7 protein-coding genes are annotated in these 20,404 nt (G+C 61.5%); 4 read left to right on the top strand and 3 right to left on the bottom strand.

Going from position 1 to position 20,404, the window contains the following annotated elements; translation table 11 throughout:
- Positions 1–2: 2 nt before the first annotated feature.
- Together QMX93_RS08525 and QMX93_RS08530 are read right to left on the bottom strand one after the other, a co-directional pair.
- Complete coding sequence (locus QMX93_RS08525; protein ID WP_282354582.1) at positions 3–12,452, bottom strand: non-ribosomal peptide synthase/polyketide synthase; 12,450 nt, start codon at positions 12,450–12,452, stop codon at positions 3–5.
- 227 nt (positions 12,453–12,679) lie between these two features.
- Positions 12,680–13,414 carry an alpha/beta fold hydrolase gene (locus tag QMX93_RS08530; RefSeq protein WP_282354584.1) on the bottom strand — a complete coding sequence of 245 codons (735 nt, stop codon included), beginning with the start codon at positions 13,412–13,414 and terminating at the stop codon, positions 12,680–12,682.
- A 132-nt stretch (positions 13,415–13,546) separates the two neighbouring features.
- On the opposite strand from QMX93_RS08530, the gene QMX93_RS08535 reads away from it, so the two are divergent.
- Positions 13,547–14,683: a cupin-like domain-containing protein gene (locus QMX93_RS08535; RefSeq protein ID WP_282354587.1), complete on the top strand. Its 1,137-nt coding sequence runs from the start codon at positions 13,547–13,549 to the stop codon at positions 14,681–14,683.
- Positions 14,684–14,887: 204 nt separating this feature from the next.
- Here QMX93_RS08535 and QMX93_RS08540 read toward each other — a convergent pair whose 3' ends face one another.
- The gene (locus QMX93_RS08540; protein WP_282354589.1) at positions 14,888–16,060 is read right to left on the bottom strand and encodes an MFS transporter; all 1,173 of its coding nucleotides are present in this window, start codon (positions 16,058–16,060) and stop codon (positions 14,888–14,890) included.
- Positions 16,061–16,303: 243 nt separating this feature from the next.
- On the opposite strand from QMX93_RS08540, the gene QMX93_RS08545 reads away from it, so the two are divergent.
- From QMX93_RS08545 to QMX93_RS08555, 3 genes are all read left to right on the top strand, one after another.
- A complete protein-coding gene (locus QMX93_RS08545; RefSeq protein WP_282354591.1) occupies positions 16,304–17,314 on the top strand; it encodes a hypothetical protein in 1,011 nt (336 codons plus the stop codon).
- A 129-nt stretch (positions 17,315–17,443) separates the two neighbouring features.
- On the top strand, positions 17,444–18,244 hold the full coding sequence (locus QMX93_RS08550; RefSeq protein WP_282354593.1) for a glucose 1-dehydrogenase: 801 nt from the start codon (positions 17,444–17,446) through the stop codon (positions 18,242–18,244).
- A complete protein-coding gene (locus tag QMX93_RS08555) occupies positions 18,237–20,063 on the top strand; it encodes a glycoside hydrolase family 15 protein (protein WP_282354595.1) in 1,827 nt (608 codons plus the stop codon). The genes QMX93_RS08550 and QMX93_RS08555 overlap by 8 nt, the downstream gene beginning before the upstream one ends.
- The last annotated feature ends 341 nt before the right edge of the window (positions 20,064–20,404 follow it).

Raw genomic sequence — 20,404 nt, forward strand, 5'->3', positions numbered from 1 at the left:
TTTCAAAGGGTCTCCAGGTCTGCCAGGAAATCATGCATCTCACTCAGGTCTTCGCTGGAGTGAGGGGTCAGGTGAACAGCCAGTTGCTCGGCGTACTCGCGCAGCGATGCGGTGCGGAACAGCAGGTCCAGCGGCACCGCCGCCCCTTGCTCCAGTTGCAGGCGCGCGGTGGCCTGAGTCGCCAACAGTGAATGTCCACCCAGTTCAAAGAAGTTGTCGTCGCGCCCTACCCGGTCGAGTTTGAGCACGTCTTGCCAGATGGCGGCCACGCTGTGTTCCAGCGCCCCATCCGGCGCCACGTAGGCGCGCAGCAGTTGGTTGGCGTCCGGCAGCGGCAGCGCCTTGCGGTCGAGCTTGCCGTTGGGGGTCAGCGGGAAACGTTCCAGCAGCATCCAGTGCGCCGGCATCATGTAGTCGGGCAGTAACGGAGCCAGCGCCGATTTCAACGCGTCGCGCAGGGCTGCGGGCTCGGCGTCCTCTGGCTTCGCCGCAATCAGGTAGGCCACCAGTTGCAAGCCACCCGGCCCTTCCTGCGCCACCACCGCAGCTTCGCGAATCGACGGCTGCGCCAACAGGCAGGCTTCGATTTCACCCAGCTCGATGCGGAAGCCACGAATTTTCACCTGATGGTCAACGCGCCCGAGGTACTCGATCACCCCGTCAGCGCGATAACGCGCCAGGTCACCGGTGCGATACAGCCGCGCACCGATGCCGAACGGGTCGGGCAGGAAGCGCTCGGCGGTCAGCGCCGGCCGCTCGTGATAACCCCGCGCAAGACCATCGCCACCGATCAGCAATTCACCGATCACACCGGCCGGGTTTGGCGCAAAGTGTTCGCCGAGAATGTGCAGCGTGGTGTTGGCAATCGGCCCACCAAGGTAAGGCTGGCGCTGCTCGGCCGTCAGTTGATAAGCCGCTGACCAGATCGTCGTTTCCGTCGGCCCGTAAAGGTTCCAGACTTGGCCGGCGACCTTCAGCAGACGCGCGGCCAGATCCTCGGCCAGCGCTTCACCGCCACACAGGCATTTACGCCCCGCGAGCCGTGCAGCCTGTGGATGATCAAGCAACATCCGCCAGGTCGACGGCGTCGCCTGAACCACGCTGACCTGCTGTTGATCGATGATCTGCAGCAGCGCCTGCGGGTCGTGCGCACTCTGCTTGTCCACCAGCACCACGCAAGCCCCGCTGAACAGCGCGCCGTACAACTCGAGCCCGAAGATATCGAAGGAGAAGGTGGTCAGCGACAGCACGCGGTCAGTCGCCACAAGCCCCGGCTCACGGGCCATGCTCGCGACAAAATTGACCAGTGCCGCGTGGCGCACCATCACGCCTTTTGGCTTGCCGGTGGAACCCGAGGTGTAGATCGCATAGCTGAGGTTATCGCCGTCGACCGCCACCTGCGGATTGGCCGCCTGTGCAGCGCTGATCGGCTCTTCGAGGGAGCCCGGCACCAGCGTCTGCACACCGGCCGGAATTGGCAGCACTTGCAGCAACGACGCTTGAGTCAGCAACAACTGCAAACCGCTGTCTTCGATCATGTGCGCCAAACGATCGCTCGGGTACTGCGGATCCAGCGGCACGTAAGCGCCACCGGCCTTGAGGATCGCCAGCAAGCCGACGATCATCTCCACGCCGCGCTCCAAAGCGATGCCGACCAGACGATCCGGGCCAACCCCTTGGGCAATCAGGCGATGGGCCAGACGGTTGGCCTGCGCATTCAGCTCGGCGTAAGTCAGACATTGCTCACCGAACACCAGCGCTGTCGCGTCAGGCGTCTGGCTGGCGCGCGTTTCGATCAACCGGTGGATGCAACGCGACTCGGGCCAAGGCGCTGCGCTGGCATTCCACGCCAACAGTTGCTGATCGGTTTCGGCGGCGTCGAGCAGATTCAATTCACCCAGTGCACGTTCGCTGCCGTCGATCATTTGCAGCATCAAGCGTTGCAGGTGCAGGCCCATTTGCTCGACCGAAGCAGGAGCGAACTGTGCGCACTGATAGCTGAATTGCACCGCCAGTTCGGCAGCGAGACTGACCGACAGCGTCAGCGGATAGTTGGTTTGTTCCAGATTATCCACGGCACCGAAACGCAGGCCTTGCGGCGAGCTCTGTTCCAGCGCCTCGGAAATCGGGTAGTTCTCGAACACCAGAATAGTGTCGAACAGCGCCTCACCGCCCAATCCCGCCCAGCGCTGAATGTCGAACAACGCAGTGTGTTCGAACTCGCGTAGCGCCAGATTCTGCGCCTGCACGCCGTGCAACCAGTCGCCGAGACGCTGCTCCGGACGCGGGCTGGCAATGACCGGCAAGGTGTTGATGAACAGCCCGATCTGCTGTTCTACACCGAGCAGATCCGCCGGACGCCCCGACACCGTCGCGCCGAACGCCACGCAGGATTTGCCGCTGTAACGCTGCAACAGCAGCAGCCAGGCCGCTTGCACCAGCGTGTTGACCGTCACTTTCGCATCGCGGGCAAAGTCGCTCAAACGCTGAGTCTGTTCCGAATCCAGCTGCACCCGATGCTGCGCATAAGCGTGAGGCTCGACGTTTTGCGTCGGCGCCGCAAACACCTGCGCCAGACGCACCGGCTCATCCAGTTCACGCAATTGCTCGAGCCAGAAGGCTTGCGCGGCACCGGCGTCCTGACGCTGCAACCAACCAATGTAATCGCGATAACGCCCACTCGGCCGCGCCACCGTTTCACCGCTGTAATGCTGCAACACCTCGCCGAGCAACTGCGCGCTGCTCCAGCCGTCCATCAGGATGTGGTGGTTGGTGTAGATCAAGTGATGACGATCGGCAGCAATGCGCACCAAGACCAGGCGCATCAGCGGTGCAGCGCTCAAATCCAAGCCTTGTGCGCGCTCGTCATCGGCAAGGGTTTGCAGTGCCGCGTCCAGATCAGTCTGAGCGCTCCAGTCGAGCACGCGGAACGGTACGTCGAGATGACGCTGCACAACTTGAACGGGTTGATCCAGATCGCCCTGCCAGAAGAACCCGGTGCGCAGAATGTCGTGCGCATCGACCACCGCTTGCCACGCCGCGCGGAAACGCTGCGGATCAACGCCGTCGACGTCCAGACGCATCTGGTTGATGTAGTCGCCACCGCCCTGTTCGAGCAAGGTGTGGAACAGCATGCCCTGCTGCATCGGCGACAGCGGGTAGATGTCATCGACGGACTGCGGCTGATGCACCAACACGTCGAGTTGCGCCTGCGTCAGCGTCGCCAGCGGGAAGTCCGAAGGGGTCACGCCACGATTGGCGCTGTCGCAGCAATGCGCGATCAGTGCAGTGAGCTCTTGCAGGTAATCGTCGGCCAGACGCTGGATCGTCGCCGGGTTGAACATCTCGCTGCTGAACGTCCAGCTCAGATCCAGCTCACCGCCGAAGACTTTGCCGTCCAGCGCCAACGGGCTGCCCAGCGGGCCGGCCATGTTGACTTCTTCGCCGCCGGATTCGCTGGTCGGCACGAACAAGGCGTCGTCGCCGGCATCGAAGCTGCCGTCGAACTGGCCGAGGTAGTTGAAGGTCAGGCGCGGTTTCGGCAAGGCTTGTAGCGCTTGCTGTGCAGCGGCGTCGCCAAGGTGCGCGAGGGCACCGAAACCGATGCCTTTGTTGGGGATCGCACGCAGTTGCTCCTTGATCTGCTTCAGCGAAGCGCCGAGGTCGGCGACCGGCGCCAATCTCGCCGGGAACACGCTGGTGAACCAGCCAACGGTGCGGGTCAGATCGACGTTGTCGAACAGGTCTTCGCGACCATGACCTTCCAGTTGCACCAGCACACTGTCGTCGCCGGTCCAGCGCACCATCACCCGCGCCAGCGCGGTCAGCAGCAGGTCATTGACTTGCGTGCGGTAGGCCGCCGGGGCTTCCTGCAACAGCTGACGGGTCAGGGCTTTGTCCAGTTGCGTGCGGATCGATTGCGCCTGATTGTGTTGCTGACCGGCGTGCGGGTTGTCGCAAGGCAACTCAGTCGAAACGCCTTGCAGTTGTTGTTGCCAGAAACCCAGTTCGGCCTGCAGCGGCGCACTCGCGGCGTAGTCTTGCAGCGCCTCGGCCCAGGCTTTGACCGCACTGGTTTTGGCCGGCAGTTGCACAGTCGCACCCGCCAGAATCTGCCGATAAGCGCTCTGCAGATCTTCGAACAGAATCCGCCATGACACGCCATCGACCACCAAATGGTGAACCACCAATAACAAGCGATGAGTGCCATCAGCGAGGTTCGCCAGCACCGCGCGAATCAGCGAACCGTCACTCAATTGCAGGCTGCGCTGAGCCTGATTGCCCAGCGCTTCGAGCGCCGCCAGATCGGCGACCTCGACTTGCCACAGCACGGTTTCGCCCGCTTGCGTCGCGACATCGCGGTACTGCGCCGACCAGCCTTGCGCCTGTTCGGCAAAGTCCAGACGCAGACTGTCGTGATGCGCTACCAGTGCGTCCAGTGCTTGTTCGAGCACTTGTGCGTCGAGTGCCTGGGTCGGTTTGAGCATCACCGACTGGTTCCAGTGATGACGATCAGGAATCGGGTGGGCGAAGAACCATTGATGAATCGGCAGCAGCGCCGTTGCACCGGTCACCGGTTGTTGATCGATCAGTTGCAGCGGCTCGCCGGTTTGCACCACGGCGGCCAGCGCCTGAATGGTCTGATGCTGGAACAGATCCTTCGGGGTAAAGCGCAATCCGGCCTGACGCGCACGGCTGACCACTTGAATGGAGATGATCGAATCGCCGCCCAGCTCGAAGAAGTTATCGCTGAGGCCGACGCGTTCCAGCTTCAACACGTCCTGCCAGATGGTCGCCAGTTGCTGCTCCAGCGCGCTTTGCGGCGCGACATAGACTTGCTGCAATTGGCTGACATCCGGCTTCGGCAGGTTCTTGCGATCGAGCTTGCCGTTCGGGGTCAGCGGCATGCGCTTCAGACGCAAAACGTAGGCTGGAACCATGTGCGCCGGCAGCGTGGCCTTGAGTTGTTCACGCAGTTGCTCGGCAAAATCTTCGCGCGGCGAATCGCTGACCACGTAGGCGACCAGGCGTTTGCTGCCGGCGCTTTCCTGCGCCACGACCACCGCTTCGCGCACGCCATCAAGGGCTTGCAGACTGGCTTCGATCTCGCCGAGTTCGATGCGGAAGCCACGGATTTTCACCTGATTGTCGATACGTTCCAGATAGTCGAACGTGCCGTCAGCGCGCTGGCGCACCAAGTCGCCGGTGCGATACAGCACGCCGCCGCTGCGGCTGAACGGGTCAGCGACAAAACGCTCGGCGGTCATCGCCGGGCGGTTCAGGTAACCCCGCGCCACACCGCTGCCGCCCAGATACAACTCACCGGCCATGCCTTGCGGCAACAGATTCAGATCGGCGTCCAGCACGTAGGCGCTGCGATCACCGATGCGGCTGCCGATTGGCGCGTACGCGGCGCCGCACGGTTCGTCGCGACCGGCCTTCCAGATCAGCGGCGTGACCACGGTTTCGGTCGGGCCGTAGCCGTTGATGATGTACTCGGGATTCAGCGCCCGCTTGACCCGTTCGAAACTGGCGCTCGGTACCGCATCGCCGCCGAAGCAGTAGATACGCACCTTGGGCGGATTGCCGACCCGTTCGGCGTGCTCGGCCAGTTGTTGCAAGTACACCGGCGGGAACGCGACCACGGTCACGCCGTGCTCGATCATCGCGTTGTAGGTCTGCTCCGGCGTCCACAGGCTGTCGTCGCGAATCAGCAGCGAGCCGCCGTGGGTCAGGCTGGTCAGCCAGCGCTCGTGGGCGCCGTCGAAGGCGAACGACATGAAGTGGAATTCGCAATCGCTGTCGCGCATTTCGTAGCGCTCACCGATGGCCAGACAGTGCATGGCCAGCGGGCCGTGGCTGACGCTGACGCCTTTCGGGTTGCCGGTGGAACCCGAGGTGTAAATCACGTACGCAAGGTTGTGCGGATCCAGCGCCACGATCGGTGCCTGCGCCGGGTGCGCGCTGAGGTCGAGGTGATCGAGTTCCAGCACGGTCAGGGTGTCAGCGATCGGCAATTGCGCCGTCACCCGCGAATCGGTCAGCAACAGCGCCAGACCGGAATCCTCCATCAGATACGCCAGCCGCTCGCGTGGGTAACTGGTGTCCAGCGGTACGTAAGCGCCGCCGGCCTTGAGCACCGCCAGCAGCGCGACAATCAAACCTTCGCTGCGCGGCAGCGCGACACCGACACGCACTTCGGCGCCAACGCCATGCGCCACCAGTTCATGGGCGAGACGGTTGGCGCGGGCATCGATGTCGCCGTAGCTGAAATGCTTGCCGTCGAAAATCACTGCGGTGCGATCCGGCTGTTGCGCCGCCAATCGGGCATAGCGCTGATGCACGGCGAGTTCGACCGGGTACGCCTGCGGTTGGTTTTCAAGGATCTGCCGGGTGTGTTCTTCGGCCGTTGCCAAGGCGATTTCACCGAGACGACGTTCGGCAGATTCGGCGAATTGATCCAGCAGGTGCAGCAGTTGCGCGCTGAGACGCTCGACAGTCGCAACACTGAAATGCGCCTGATCAAAACTCATGTGCAACGCGAGGGTTTCACCCAGCGTCACGCCCAACGTCAGCGGGTAGTGCGTCTGATCCTGGTTGGCCACTTCACCAAACACCACGCCTTGTGCAGTGCCGTGTTGCAGCGCCTCGGAAATCGGGAAGTTTTCGAACACCAGCAGCGTGTCGAACAACGACTCGCCGCCCTGCCCGGCCCAACGCTGAATGTTCGCCAGCGGCGTGTGTTCGAACTCGCGCAGGCTGAGGTTCTGCGCCTGCACCGCCGCCAGCCATGCGGCTACGCTTTGATCCGGACGCGAACCGGCGATCACCGGCAAGGTGTTGATGAACAAACCGACTTGCTGCTCGATGCCAACCAGTTCCGCCGGACGCCCGGCGACGGTGGTGCCGAACGCCACGCAAGCGCTGCCGGTGTAACGCTGCAACAGCAGCAACCACGCGGCTTGCACCAAGGTGTTAGCGGTGACTTTCTGCTGCCGGGCAAACTCGTTCAGGCGTTGCGTACGCGCTGCTTCGAGCGCGTAATGCTTGAGCGCATGCCCGCGCTCGGCACGCACCTCACCGCCACCCGCCGCCGCTTGCGCGAGCACGGTCGGTTCGTGGAAGTCGGCCAGTTGCGCCAGCCAGAACGCTTCGCTGACGGCGCCGTCCTGACGTTGCAGCCACTGGATGTAATCGGCGTAACGGCTTAGCGGACGCGGCGGTTGCTGGCCGGTATAACGCTGCAGCACTTCGCCGAGCATCTGCGCGCTGCTCCAACCGTCCATGAGAATGTGGTGGTTGGTGAAGATCAGGTGATGACGCTGATCGGCGATTTGAATCAGCGTTACGCGCAGCAGGCCGGCCGCGGTCAAATCGAAGCCCTGCGCCAGATCGGCAGCCGTGAAATCCTTCAGTGCCTGCGCGATGTCAGGGCGCGCGCGCCAGTCGAGCAAGGCGTACGGCAACTCGAGACGACGATGGATGATCTGCAGTTGCTCCTGCAATTCACCCTGCCAGATAAAACCGCTGCGCAGGATGTCGTGGGCGTCCATGGTCGCTTGCCACGCCGCACGAAAACGCTCGGGGTCGAGGCCGTCGACATCGACGCAAAGCTGGTTGATATAAGTGCCGGTGCCCTGTTCATACAAGGTGTGGAACAGCATGCCCTGCTGCATCGGCGACAGCGGATAAATGTCTTCGATGCCGGCGGCTGGCACTGCGATCGCATCCAGTTGCGCCTGAGCGATGTGCGCCAGCGGGAAGTCCGACGGCGTGATGCCCATGCTTTCCGGCAGGCAGCAATGGCTGATCAGCGCTTGCAGTTCAGCAGTGTATTCGTCGGCCAGACGGGCGATGGTCGCCTCGTTGAACTGCTCGCGGCTGAACGTCCAGCGCAGGTCGAGTTCACCGTCGTAAACCTGGCCTTCGACGCCCAGCCAGTTGTCCAGCGGCGCATCGAGACTTTGCTCCTGCCCGGCGCGCTCACCGGCCGGGCTGAACAGTGCGCCCTCTTCGGCATCGAAACTGCCGTCGAACTGGCCGAGGTAGTTGAAGGTGATGCGCGGCAGCGGCAGCGCTTTGAGCGACGCTTGCGCCGCGTCGTCGCCGAGGTAACGCAGCACGCCAAAACCGATGCCCTTGCTGGGGATCGCGCGCAGTTGTTCCTTGATCTGCTTGATCGCGCCCGCCAGCGAATCGGCCGGGGTCAGGCGCACCGGGAACAGGCTGGTGAACCAGCCGACAGTGCGGGTCAGGTCGACGTCGTCGAACAGGTCTTCGCGACCGTGACCTTCCAGTTGAATCAGTGTGTCGGCGTGTCCGCTCCAGCGGCAGATCACCCGCGCCAGCGCCGTCAGCAACAGGTCGTTGACCTGCGTGCGATAAGCCGCCGGCGCCTGTTGCAGCAGTTGCTGGGTGAAAGCTTTGTCGAGGCGACTGTGCAGCACCTGAGCGTGGCGACTTTGCAAGCTGCCCTGCGGGTTGTCGCACGGCAGATCCAGCGCCGCGCCGTCGAGTTGTTGCTGCCAGAAACGCAGCTCGGCCTGCACCGCGTCAGTCGCGGCATAGGTTTGCAGATGTTCGCCCCAGGCTTTGTACGAACTGGTCTTGGCCGGCAGTTTGATGCTCGTGCCTTGCACTGCTTGCTGATAAGCCTGTTGCAAATCTTCGAGCAAAATCCGCCACGAAACACCGTCCACCGCCAGGTGATGCACGGCCAGCAACAGACGCTGACTGCCATCGGCGACGTTCGCCAGTACCGCGCGCAACAGTGGGCCGTTTTGCAGGTTCAGGCTTTGCTGGGCCTTGGCGTACAGCCCCTGCAGATCATCAGCGCAGACACGGTCAGCCGTCCACAACAGCTCAGGATCCGTCGCGACCGGCGCCACTTCTGCACGCCAACCCTCAGCGCTTTCGACGAAGCGTGAACGCAAAGCATCGTGCTGCACCAGCAAGGCATTCAACGCCTGCCACAGTGCCTCGGTATTCAGAACTTGATGACTGCGCAGCAGCACTGCCTGGTTCCAGTGGTGACGCTGAGGAATGTCTTCGGCGAAGAACGTCTGCTGGATCGGCAGCAGCGGCAACTCACCGCTGACCGGGCCTTGATCGATGCTTACAGCGACGTTGCCTTGCTGGGCGACGCTGGCCAGACCTTGCACGGTCTGATGCTGGAACAGGTCGCGCGGGCTGAAATGAATCCCGGCCTGACGCGAACGACTGACCACTTGAATCGAGATGATCGAGTCACCGCCCAGCTCGAAGAAGTTGTCGGTCAGACCGACCTGTTCGAGCTTGAGCACGTCCTGCCAGATGGCTGCGATTTTCTGTTCCAGCGCACTGCGCGGCGCGACAAACGCTTGCTGCATCTGGCTGGCGTCCGGCGCCGGCAGTGCTTTGCGATCGAGTTTGCCGTTGGGACTCAGCGGCAATGCACCGAGGAACAACAGCTGCGTCGGCACCATGTAATCCGGCAGGCTGTCCTTGAGTTGCGCTTTGATCGCTTCGCGCGCAGCGCCTTGGGCTTCGGTTGAAGAGGCAACCACAGCGGTGTCTTTCGGCACCACATACGCCACCAGTTGCAGGCTGCTGCCACCCTGCACTGCCAGCACCACGGCTTCTTTGACGGCATCGAGTTCTAACAGGCGCGCTTCGACTTCGCCAAGTTCGATACGGAAACCACGGATTTTTACTTGATGGTCAACGCGGCCAACGTATTCGATCTGGCCATTGGCGTTGTAACGCGCAAGGTCGCCAGTGCGGTAAAGACGCGCACCCGTGGTGGAAAATGGATCTGGGATAAAACGTTCAGCGGTCAGATCCGCGCGCTGGAAGTAACCCCGCGCCAGCAACTCACCGCCAATCAGCAGTTCACCGACCACGCCAATCGGCGTCGGCTGAGCGTCAGCATCCAGCAGATAGGCATGACGTCCCGGCAATGGCTGACCTATCGGCATGGTCAGCGGCAACGGCTGACGACCGAACACGTAATCGCTGCAATCCAGCGTGGTTGCGGTGACGGTGGCCTCAGTCGGGCCGTAGGTGTTGAGCAACTTGACGTGCTCCAGCCCGGCCACGCGCCAGGCCTGCACACCTTCCGGCGGCATTGCTTCACCGCCGCTGTGAACCTGACGCAGCGCGGCGTAATCACGCGGGCCGGCGGCGGCGAATTCCTTGGCAATCATGTTCCAGTAAGCGGTGGTCAAGTCCATGACCGTGATGCCGTGCGCGACGATATTTCGATACAGGGTTTCGCTGTCCCAGACTTCGTTGCCGCGCAGCACCACCGAGGCGCCGCAGGTCAGCGGGCCAAACAGTTGCTCGCCGAAGGCATCGAAGTTGAACGTGGCGAATTGCAGCGCGCAATCGGCGGCGCTCAAGGCGTAGTAATGCTGCGAAGCGAAGGCGTGTTTGCTCAACGCACCGTGGCTGATGCCGACGCCTTTAGGGCGGCCGGTGGAGCCCGACGTGAACATCACATAGGCGAGGTTATCCGCCCACACCGCGCGTTGCGGATTGCTGTCGTCGGTAAATTCCCACGCTCCGGCTTGATCGAGGCACAGGCTGCGCACGTTGTGCGGCACCGGCAGACGCTCGAGTAAATGGCTTTGCGTCAGCAGCAAACGACTGCCGCTGTCGTCGATCATGCACAGCAAGCGGTCGCGCGGGTATTGCGGATCCAGCGGCACATACGCGCCGCCAGCCTTGAGCACGGCGATAATGGCAACGATCAGCTCCAGCCCGCGATCAACCGCAACGCCGACCAGCACTTCCGGGCCGACGCCCTGCGCCAGCAATGTGCGAGCCAGACGATTGGCGCGGGCGTTGAGCTGTGCATAAGTGAGTTGCTGACCGTCGAAAATCAGCGCGATGGCATCAGGTGTTTGCGCGGCCTGCGCTTCGAACAGCTCATGCACCGGGCGCTCGCTCGGCCATGTTGTGTCGTGACGCCCCCAGTCCTGAGTCAGTTGCTCAAGCTCCTGCGCTTGCAGCAAACCGATCTCGCCGACCCGTTGCTGTGGATCGCTGACGATGCTGTGCAGCAGATGTGTCCAGTGCCGCGCCATGCGTTCGATGGTTGTGCCGTCGAACAGGTCGCTGGCGTAGGTGAACGCAGCGTGCAACTGGCCGCCCTTTTCGTAGGTATCCAGGCTCAGGTCGAACTGGGTGCTGCGACTTTCCCATTCGATCACGCCGAGTTCCAGACCGCTGCCGACCTTGAGGGTGGTGACGTCAGCGACTTCCGGCTGGTGGTTGTACATCACCTGGAACAGCGGGTTGTAACTCAGGCTGCGTTCCAGTTTCAGCGCCTCGACCAGCCGCTCGAACGGCAGATCCTGATGCGCCTGAGCACCGAGCGCGGTTTCCTTGAGCGCGCTGAGCAGATCCGCGAATGGTGTCTGGCCATCCAGTTGCACGCGCAGCACCTGAGTGTTGACGAAGAATCCGATCAGGCCTTCGATCTCGCGGCGGTTACGGTTGGCGATTGGCACACCGACGCGCAGGTCGGTCTGCCCGGTGTAACGGTGCAGCAGAATATTGAAGGTGCCGAGCAACAGCATGAACAGCGTGACGCCATGCTGCCGGGCGACGCCGCGCAATTGCTCGACCAGCGCCGCCTCCACTACGTGCTCATGGCGACGGCCGCGATTGCTCGGCAATACCGGGCGCGGACGGTCGAGCGGCAGCTCCAGCACCGGATGCTCGTCGCCCATTTGCGCCAGCCAGTAATCGAGTTGACGCTGCTGCTCTCCCGCCTCCAGCCAACGCCGCTGCCACAGCGCGTAATCGCTGTACTGCACCGGCATCGGCGCCAGCTCGGCCACTTGCCCCTGATCGTGGGCATCGTAAAAGCGACAGAATTCGTCGATCAACACGTTCATTGACCAGCCATCGGAAACGATGTGGTGCAGGGTCAGCAGCAGCACGTGTTCCTGCTCGGCCAGATGCAACAGACGCACGCGCAGCAGTGGGCCGTTGGCGAGATCGAACGGCAGCAGCGATTGCTCTTCGGCTGCTGCAGCTACGCGTAATTCACGTTCGGCAGCGGGTAAATCGCTGAGGTCGACGCGCTGGATCTCCAGCGGTTGTTGCAGCGGCACTTGCAGCAGGCTGTCGTCGGGCTGCTGCTGGAACACTGTGCGCAAGGTTTCATGGCGCTCGATCAGGCTGCCGAACGCTTGCTCCAGCGCCGGCTGATTCAGCCGCCCGCTCAGGCGCACCGCCGCCGGCAGGTTGTACGCGCCGCTCTGCGGATCAAGATGCCAGAGAAACCACATGCGTTGCTGGGCATAAGACAGCGCCTGCCGATCCTCGGCCTCGACCCCGGCCGGAATCGGAAACCGCGAAAAATCCACCCCTTCCCTCTGCAAGGCAGCTAGGAACATCTGGCGCTTTTCCAGGGGCAACCCGATAAACCGGCGAGCGAGTTTCAGGGAGTCTTCTGCATTCATTTCTTGGCATCCGGATCAGTAGGCAGGCAGCACAAAGGCACGTCGTCCCTATAAAACGAATGCAGACCGGAAAAATTAGCGATTGAGAACAACTATCAGACAGGGATCAATACAGAACTGTAGGAGCAAAGCTTGCTCGCGAAAGCGCTGTATCAGTCACCTTGAAGGTCGACTGAGGGCCTCATCGCGAGCAAGCTTTGCTCCTACAGGTTTTGCGGGGAATGGGGTTAGGCGGTCGCGGCCATGGCGTGGCGGCGATGGTGTACGTCGAGCTGGTCTTTGATCACCTTGAGCACTTTGGCTTCGTGCTCATGGATGAAAAAGTGCCCGCCGGCGAGCATGTCTACGGAGAAACTGCCCGAGGTTTCCTTGCTCCAGCCGATCAATTGCTCGGTGGTGGCGCGGTCAGCCTTGCCGCCGAGCACGTGCACCGGGCAGTTGAGCAGTGGTCGCTGCTGCGGCTCGAATTTGCCGCACAGCAGAAAATCGGCGCGCAGGATCGGCAGGGTCAGGCTCATCAACTCGTCATTGGCCAGCACTTCTTCGCTGGTGCCATTGAGCGTGCGCAGTTGCTCGATCAACTCGGCATCGGTCTTGGCGATGGCAAATCCGCGATCGTAGTCGGCGCGCTGGGTCGGCGCCGCCGTGCCGGACGCGAACAACGCCACCGGCTCAGGGCAACCCAGGGCCCGCAGTGCATGGGCCATCTCACAGGCCAGCAACGCACCGAGGCTATGACCGAACAACGCATAAGGCGTCTTCAATGTTGGCTGTAACTCCCTGGCCAATTGCATCGCCAAGGCGCGCATATCGGTCTGCAGCGGCTCGTCAAAGCGCGCACCACGCCCCGGCAGCTCCACCGGTTTGAGCTGCAGCCATTGCGGCAACTTCGGTCGCCAGCGGCTATAGACCATCCCACTGGCACCGGAATACGGCAGGCACAGCAAAGTCAGCTGGGTCACCACACTTCCCTCAAAAAAATTCGTCTGTAGAGAGAAACGGTTGACTGCCCGGGCAAATTAGTCGACGCCGGCTAAATCGCCCACACAGGTGCTCGTTAACCGTTCAGATAAAACCAATAACGAGGATTCACCGTGGATCTGCAGAGCATTCTGAGCAAACTGTTCGCCAATGCCGGCGCCGTCGGCATTGAAGGTGTTTTCCAATTCGTTTTTAGCGCGCAGCAGGCTTATTGGTCTGAGGTCAAGGCCAGCAGCCGCACCGAGGCTGGCCGCCATGCGAGCCCGGACGTGACCATTGAAGTCGCGGAACAGGATTTCCTCGGGATCATGGCCGGCATGGCCAACGTCGAGGAACTGTTCGCCAGCGGTCGCCTGAAGATTGGCGGCAACATGGGGCTGGCAACGATGCTGCCGCAGATCATCGACCATGCTCGAAACGGTGGCGGTGCGGTCGCTGAAAAAGTCGACATGAACAAGCGCTATCCGACACCGCCGCGTTTCAGCGAAAAGCTCACCGCCAGCCTGCCGACCCAGATCAACGTCGAACGGCGTGCCCGCGAGGAGCTATCGGTGACTGAGTTCAAAAGCCGTTATTTGCCCCACGGCATTCCCGTGGTGATCAGCAACGCATTGCACGACTGGCCGCTGTTCAAACTCAGCCGCGAAGAATCGCTGGTGCATTTCGCCGAGCTGCAAGGCATCACCCGCCATGGCGATTACGTGAAGAAAACCTTCTCCACCGAACGGGATTTTCGTTCGACGTCGATGGCCGATTTCATCGCTTCGCTGGACAGTCCGGCGGTCAAAGGTGCGGACGGTGAGCCGCCCGCCTACATGGGCAACAACATCTTGCCGGCGGCGTTGATGCAGCAGATCAAGTACCCGGCCTATTTCGATACGTCGCTGTTTATTCCGCCGCGAATCTGGATCGGGCCCAAGGGCACACTGACGCCGCTGCACCGCGACGATACCGATAATTTGTTCGCGCAGGTCTGGGGGCAGAAGACCTTCACCCTCGCCGCGCCGCATCACCGTGAAGCCCTGGGCACGTGGTCGACAGCACCGGAGGGTGGACTGGATGGCTGCGATTTCAACCCGGATGCGCCGGACTATCAGCGCTTCCCCAAGGCGCGCGACGTGACGTTTTTGCGGGTGACGCTGGAGGCTGGGGATTTGCTGTTCTTGCCGGAGGGCTGGTTCCATCAGGTGGAGTCGGTATCGACGTCGTTGTCGGTGAATTTCTGGGTGAATTCGGGGCGAGGGTGGTAACCCGAATCCCGCCTCAAAGCGCAATCCACGCCGCTTACACCGTCCCTGTGGCGAGGGGATTTATCCCCGTTGGGCTGCGAAGCGGCCCCGAGATCAGAGTACTCGGTGCTTCTGAAGGAATGAGTTGCATGGTTTTGGGGCTGCTGCGCAGCCCAACGGGGATAAATCCCCTCGCCACAAAAGTACTCACTATCTGTGATTGAATTATTTGAGATGACGATAACTTTTCACGGCTGAGCCAAGCACCACCGCGCCCGCCGCAATCGCCAGCCAGAACCCGCTGCGCGCGCCATAGGCATCCACCAGTGCGCCAGAACCCGCCGCACCAATCGCTACGCCGATACTCAATCCGGTTACCAGCCACGTCAGGCCTTCGGTCAACTTGGCCGGCGGCACGATGCGCTCAACCAGGGCCATCGCCACAATCAATGTCGGCGCGAAGAACAAACCAGCGACAAACACCGCCATGGCCAGCCCGACGATATTGCTCGCCAACAACAGCGGCAATGTCGTCACCGCCGTCGCCACGCCGCCGTACAAAAACAAGCGTGGCAGCGGCAGTTTCGAGCGCATCGCACCAAACGCGATGCCGGCCATGCACGAGCCAATCGCGTAAACCGACAAGACAATGCTCGCCGCCGCCGGCTGCCCCTGTTGTTGCGCAAACGCGACGCTGACCACATCGACCACGCCGACGATGATGCCCATGGCGATCATCAGCGCCAGCAACAATTGAATGTCGGTCGAGCGAATGATCGAACCCTGATGCTGCAACTCACGCGGATGCACCGCCGGTTCAGTGCTGCGCTGAGCCACGAATGCGGTCACACCAATCGCCAGCGCCAACAACGCCGCCAACGGCCCGGCCTCGGGGAAGACCGCGACGCACAGACCAACTGAAAGCGGCGGGCCGACGATAAAACACACTTCATCCAGCACCGATTCCAGCGCGTACGCGGTCTGCAATTGCGGCTGACCGCGATAGATCTCAGTCCAGCGCGCCCGCACCATCGCCGACATGCTCGGCATGCAACCGGCCAGCGCGGCAAACACAAACAACGTCCAGACCGGCGCCTGCAACCGCGTGCACAGCAACAACAGCAAAAGGGCCCCGCCGCCAATCAACGCCGACACCGGCAGAATCCGCCGCTGACCAAAACGGTCGACCAGCCGCGACACCTGCGGCGCGCAAAACGCCGTGGCCAAGGCAAACGTCGCCGCCACGCCACCGGCCAGCGCATAACCACCCTTCAACTGCGAAAGCATGGTGATCACGCCGATGCCCGTCATGGAAATCGGCATGCGCGCGATCATCCCGGCCAGGACAAAATTTCGTGCGCCGGGGGCGTTGAACAATTCGCGGTAGGGGTTTGCCATGGACTGCAGCCTCATCAAGGGCCGCCAAGTTGCCATAGGGTCGGGTGGCGTGGAAGCAGGGAATTGTTGGTGGAATGTGAAGGCTTTGCAGCTCATCCAGAGCGCCGTTGGCACATCGACCATTCGTCGCAAAACCGTGCGCACCTGTCAGGTCTGACAGGTGCGCTTCTCGGGCAAAAAGCGCTTTTATAAACGCTGCTCAATGACAACGACTGATCGCTTCCACCGCCGAAGGAGTTCGCCATGAATCAGTCCACCAACACAGCTCAATCGCGCGCCGCCGTACCGCCCTTTGTTGTCCGCACACTTGTTTGCCCGCCCCCGACACGCATTGATGAAGCGCTGGGCCGGGACGTCAACAAGCGCCTGATGGCATGGATAAAGCGCATAGGTATCTTTGCCGGCAAACAGGAAAAAATTCGCGCGAGCGACTTTGGGCGCTACGCAATGCTGTGTCATGCAGACACCGATGATCCCGACAGATTGCTACTGGCAGCGCAATGTTTCGCGGCGTTGTTCGCGGTGGACGATCATTATTGCGACGATCAATCGTTGGGTGGCTGCCCCGAAAAAGTCGCCGAGAAGTTGTCATTTGCCGTCACCGGAATAGACCCGGTCTACTTGCCTCCCCCCTACAAAAAAGAACTCCTGCAACAGCAAAGGAACGATCCCGTGTTGAGAGGATTGCTCGCGTACATGAAGCGGGTTGCACATTTCTGCACGCCATCGCAGGTCGCCCGCGTGCGACAAATCACCATCGCCATGTTTGTCGCCATGGCGGCCGAGGGGCCGTGGCGTCTCTACGGCACAAAGCCAACCATCGCCGAGTATCTGGCCAGCCGGCAGGTCAACAGCTTCTGGCCTTGTCAGGTGCTGATCGATCCCATCGGCGGCTATGAAGTGCCGGCCAATGTCTACGCCAAGCCAGAGATGCAGCGCATTTGTGCGCTGGCATCCTTGGTCACGACACTGCTCAACGACTTATATTCCGCTTACAAAGAGCACCTCAACGAAACGGGCGATTTCAAACTGCCCTATCTGCTGGCGGCCAAACATGACTGCTCGCTGCAGGAAGCCATCGACAAAACTGCGGATATTCATGATGCGGTCATGCGCGAATACGTGGCGCTGGAACAACGGCTACTGAAAGACGCCGACCCTTTAGTGCGGCGTTACCTGACAGGTTTGACCACGTGGATTGCGGGCAACCAGGAATGGCATAAAAACAGCGCGCGGTATCATATTCAGGCGTGAGGAAGGTCAAAAGGATCGCAGATCTCCTGTAGGAGCTGCGGCACGCTGCGATCTTTTGATCTTGCCTCTGAACTCTCGGCGCCCCGAACCAGTCAGCTAAATAGGCCCTCACTCAAGGCGCGCCATCGCATGTACATCTCCCTCACCGGACAAGTAGCCCTGATCACCGGCGCCAGCTCCGGCATCGGCCACGCTGCCGCCAAAGCCCTCGCCGCTGCCGGTGCTGCGGTGGTCATCAATTACAACCGTCAATCAGAGCCCGCTGAAGCACTGGCCCGGCAGATCATCGCCGACGGCGGTCAGGCGCTGGCCATCGGTGCCGATGTTTCCAAGGAAGCCGATGTCGAACGACTATTCGCCCAATCCCTCGATGCCTTCGGCTCACTGGACATTCTGATCGCCAACTCCGGGATGCAGAAAGACGCGCCGGCGGTGGATATGTCGCTGGACGACTGGAACGCGGTGATTGGCGTCAACCTCACCGGGCAGTTCCTCTGCGCCCGCGCCGCGCTGCGGATTTTCAATCGTCAGGGCGTCCGCGAAGGCGTCTCCCGCGCCGCCGGCAAGATCATCCACATGAGTTCGGTGCACCAACGCATTCCTTGGGCCGGCCACGTCAATTACGCGGCGTCCAAGGGTGGCGTAGATCAGTTGATGCAAACCCTCGCGCAGGAAGTCAGCCATCAACGCATTCGCATCAACGGCATCGCGCCGGGGGCGATTCGCACGCCGATCAATGCCGCCGCGACCACCGGCGATGCTGAACAAGAGCTGCTTAAACTGATTCCTTACGGCCGTATCGGTGATGTCGAAGACGTCGCCAACGCGGTGGTTTTCCTCGCTTCCGACGCCTCCGATTACATCGTTGGCACCACCCTGTTTATCGACGGCGGCATGAGCCTCTATCCGGAGTTTCGCGGCAATGGCTGAGCATCACCTGGAACGACAAAGCCCCATCGACGCCCACGGCATCATCGGCGACATGCGCAGTGCGGCGCTGGTCAACGATCGCGGCAGCGTGGATTTTTTCTGCTGGCCGGAGTTCGACAGTCCGTCGATTTTCTGTTCTTTGCTGGACACGCCAGAGGCAGGGATCTTCCAGATCTCACCGGATTTGCCTGACGCCCGACGCGAGCAGATTTACTTGCCCGACACCAATGTTTTGCAAACCCGCTGGCTGAGCGAACGTGCGGTGGTGGAAGTCACCGACCTGCTGCCGGTTGGCGACAGCGAGGATGATTTGCCGGTGCTTATCCGTCGGGTTCGTGTGGTCAGCGGCGAGGCGACTTTTCACGTGCGCTGCGCGGTGCGCCACGATTATGCGCGGGCCGACACGCATGCGCGGATGGATGAGCAAACGGTGATTTTCAGCGCCGAAGGTCAGCCGTCACTGCGCCTGGCTTCGGATCAAGCGCTGCAGATAGACGCCAATGCAGCGGTCGCCTCCTTCATCTTGAAGCAGGATCAAACCGCCGCATTCCTGCTCGGTGGCGAAGACGATCCACGCTTCGAGGAAGGCGCCGCGCAACTGTGCATGGAGCGCACGCTGAAGTTCTGGCGCGACTGGCTCGGCCAGTCGATCTATCGCGGACGCTGGCGAGAAATAGTCAACCGCTCGGCCCTCGCGCTCAAGCTGCTGACCTCGCGCAAACATGGCGCCATCCTCGCTGCTGCGACCTTCGGCCTGCCGGAAACACCGGGCGGCGAGCGCAATTGGGACTACCGCTACACGTGGATCCGCGATGCTTCGTTTACGGTCTACGCGTTCATGCGTCTGGGCTTTGTCGGCGAAGCCAACGCCTACATGGGCTGGCTGCGCGGACGGGTCAGCGATTGCCACGGGCAACCGATGAAACTCAACATTTTGTACGCCATCGATGGGCAACAGGAGTTGCCGGAAACCGAACTGGATCATCTGTCCGGGCACGGCGGCGCAAAACCTGTACGTATCGGCAATGGTGCTTACGACCAGATCCAGCTCGACATCTTTGGCGAGCTGATGGACGCGGTGTATCTGGTTAACAAGTACGGTGACGCGATTTCCCACGAAGGCTGGAAGCATGTGCGCGAAGTGGTCGATCAGGTCTGCGAAACCTGGCAGACCACCGATGTCGGCATCTGGGAAATGCGCGGCGAACAGCACCATTTTCTGCATTCACGATTGATGTGCTGGGTGGCGCTGGATCGGGCAATTCGTCTCGCCTCGAAACGCTCGCTGCCGGCACCGTTCGCGCAATGGGATCAGACCCGGCAGGCGATCTACGCCGACATCTGGGACAACTTCTGGGACGAAGAGCGCGGACATTTCGTCCAGTACAAGGGCGGCACCGCGCTCGACGGCTCGATGCTGTTGATGCCGCTGGTGCGTTTCGTCAGTGCCAAGGATCCGCGCTGGTTGTCGACCCTTGAAGCGGTTGAAAAACATCTGGTGCGCGACGGCATGGTTTATCGCTACCGCAACGATGACGCCAATATTGATGGACTGTCCGGCACCGAAGGCGCGTTTGCCGCGTGCTCATTCTGGTACGTCGAATGCCTCGCCCGCGCCGGGCAGGTGGAAAAGGCGCACCTGGAATTTGAACAATTGCTGAGATACGCCAATCCGTTGGGGCTGTACGCCGAAGAGTTCGACAGCCATGGGCGGCATCTGGGCAACACGCCGCAAGCGCTGACGCATCTGGCGTTGATCAGTGCGGCGAGTTTTCTGGATCGCAAGTTGAATGGGGAAAAGAGTGAGTGGCAGCCGTGATGTTCGACGGGGGCTGTAGGAAGTTCCCCCATGCTTGTAGGACTGAAACGCAAAAACTGATGTTTCACCAACCCCTGTGGCGAGGGGATTTATCCCCGATGGGCTGCAAAGCAGCCCCAAAACCATCCAACTCATTTCCCCAGAAGTACCGAGTTTTCTGACTTTGGGGCTGCTGCGCAGCCCATCGGGGATAAATCCCCTCGCCACAGTTTGAGCCAGCCCGCGGACTACAGCGACTTAACAAGTCTCCCCCCCACACCCCGCACTCACACCCTGAAATACCCTGTTGCCAGCCGTTACATCCCCCCCTACCATCAAACCCAACGGGCACAGCGGAGCTG

It is taken from the genome of Pseudomonas sp. PS01303, assembly GCF_029959385.1.
GTDB lineage: Bacteria > Pseudomonadota > Gammaproteobacteria > Pseudomonadales > Pseudomonadaceae > Aquipseudomonas > Aquipseudomonas rustica.

Bases quoted from the DNA above. Each gene is read 5' to 3' on its own strand.
- QMX93_RS08550 (WP_282354593.1), top strand. From the start codon at position 17,444: ATGTACATCTCCCTCACCGGACAAGTAGCCCTGATCACCGGCGCCAGC.
- QMX93_RS08525 (WP_282354582.1), bottom strand. From the start codon at position 12,452: ATGAATGCAGAAGACTCCCTGAAACTCGCTCGCCGGTTTATCGGGTTG.
- QMX93_RS08555 (WP_282354595.1), top strand. From the start codon at position 18,237: ATGGCTGAGCATCACCTGGAACGACAAAGCCCCATCGACGCCCACGGC.
- QMX93_RS08545 (WP_282354591.1), top strand. From the start codon at position 16,304: ATGAATCAGTCCACCAACACAGCTCAATCGCGCGCCGCCGTACCGCCC.
- QMX93_RS08540 (WP_282354589.1), bottom strand. From the start codon at position 16,060: ATGGCAAACCCCTACCGCGAATTGTTCAACGCCCCCGGCGCACGAAAT.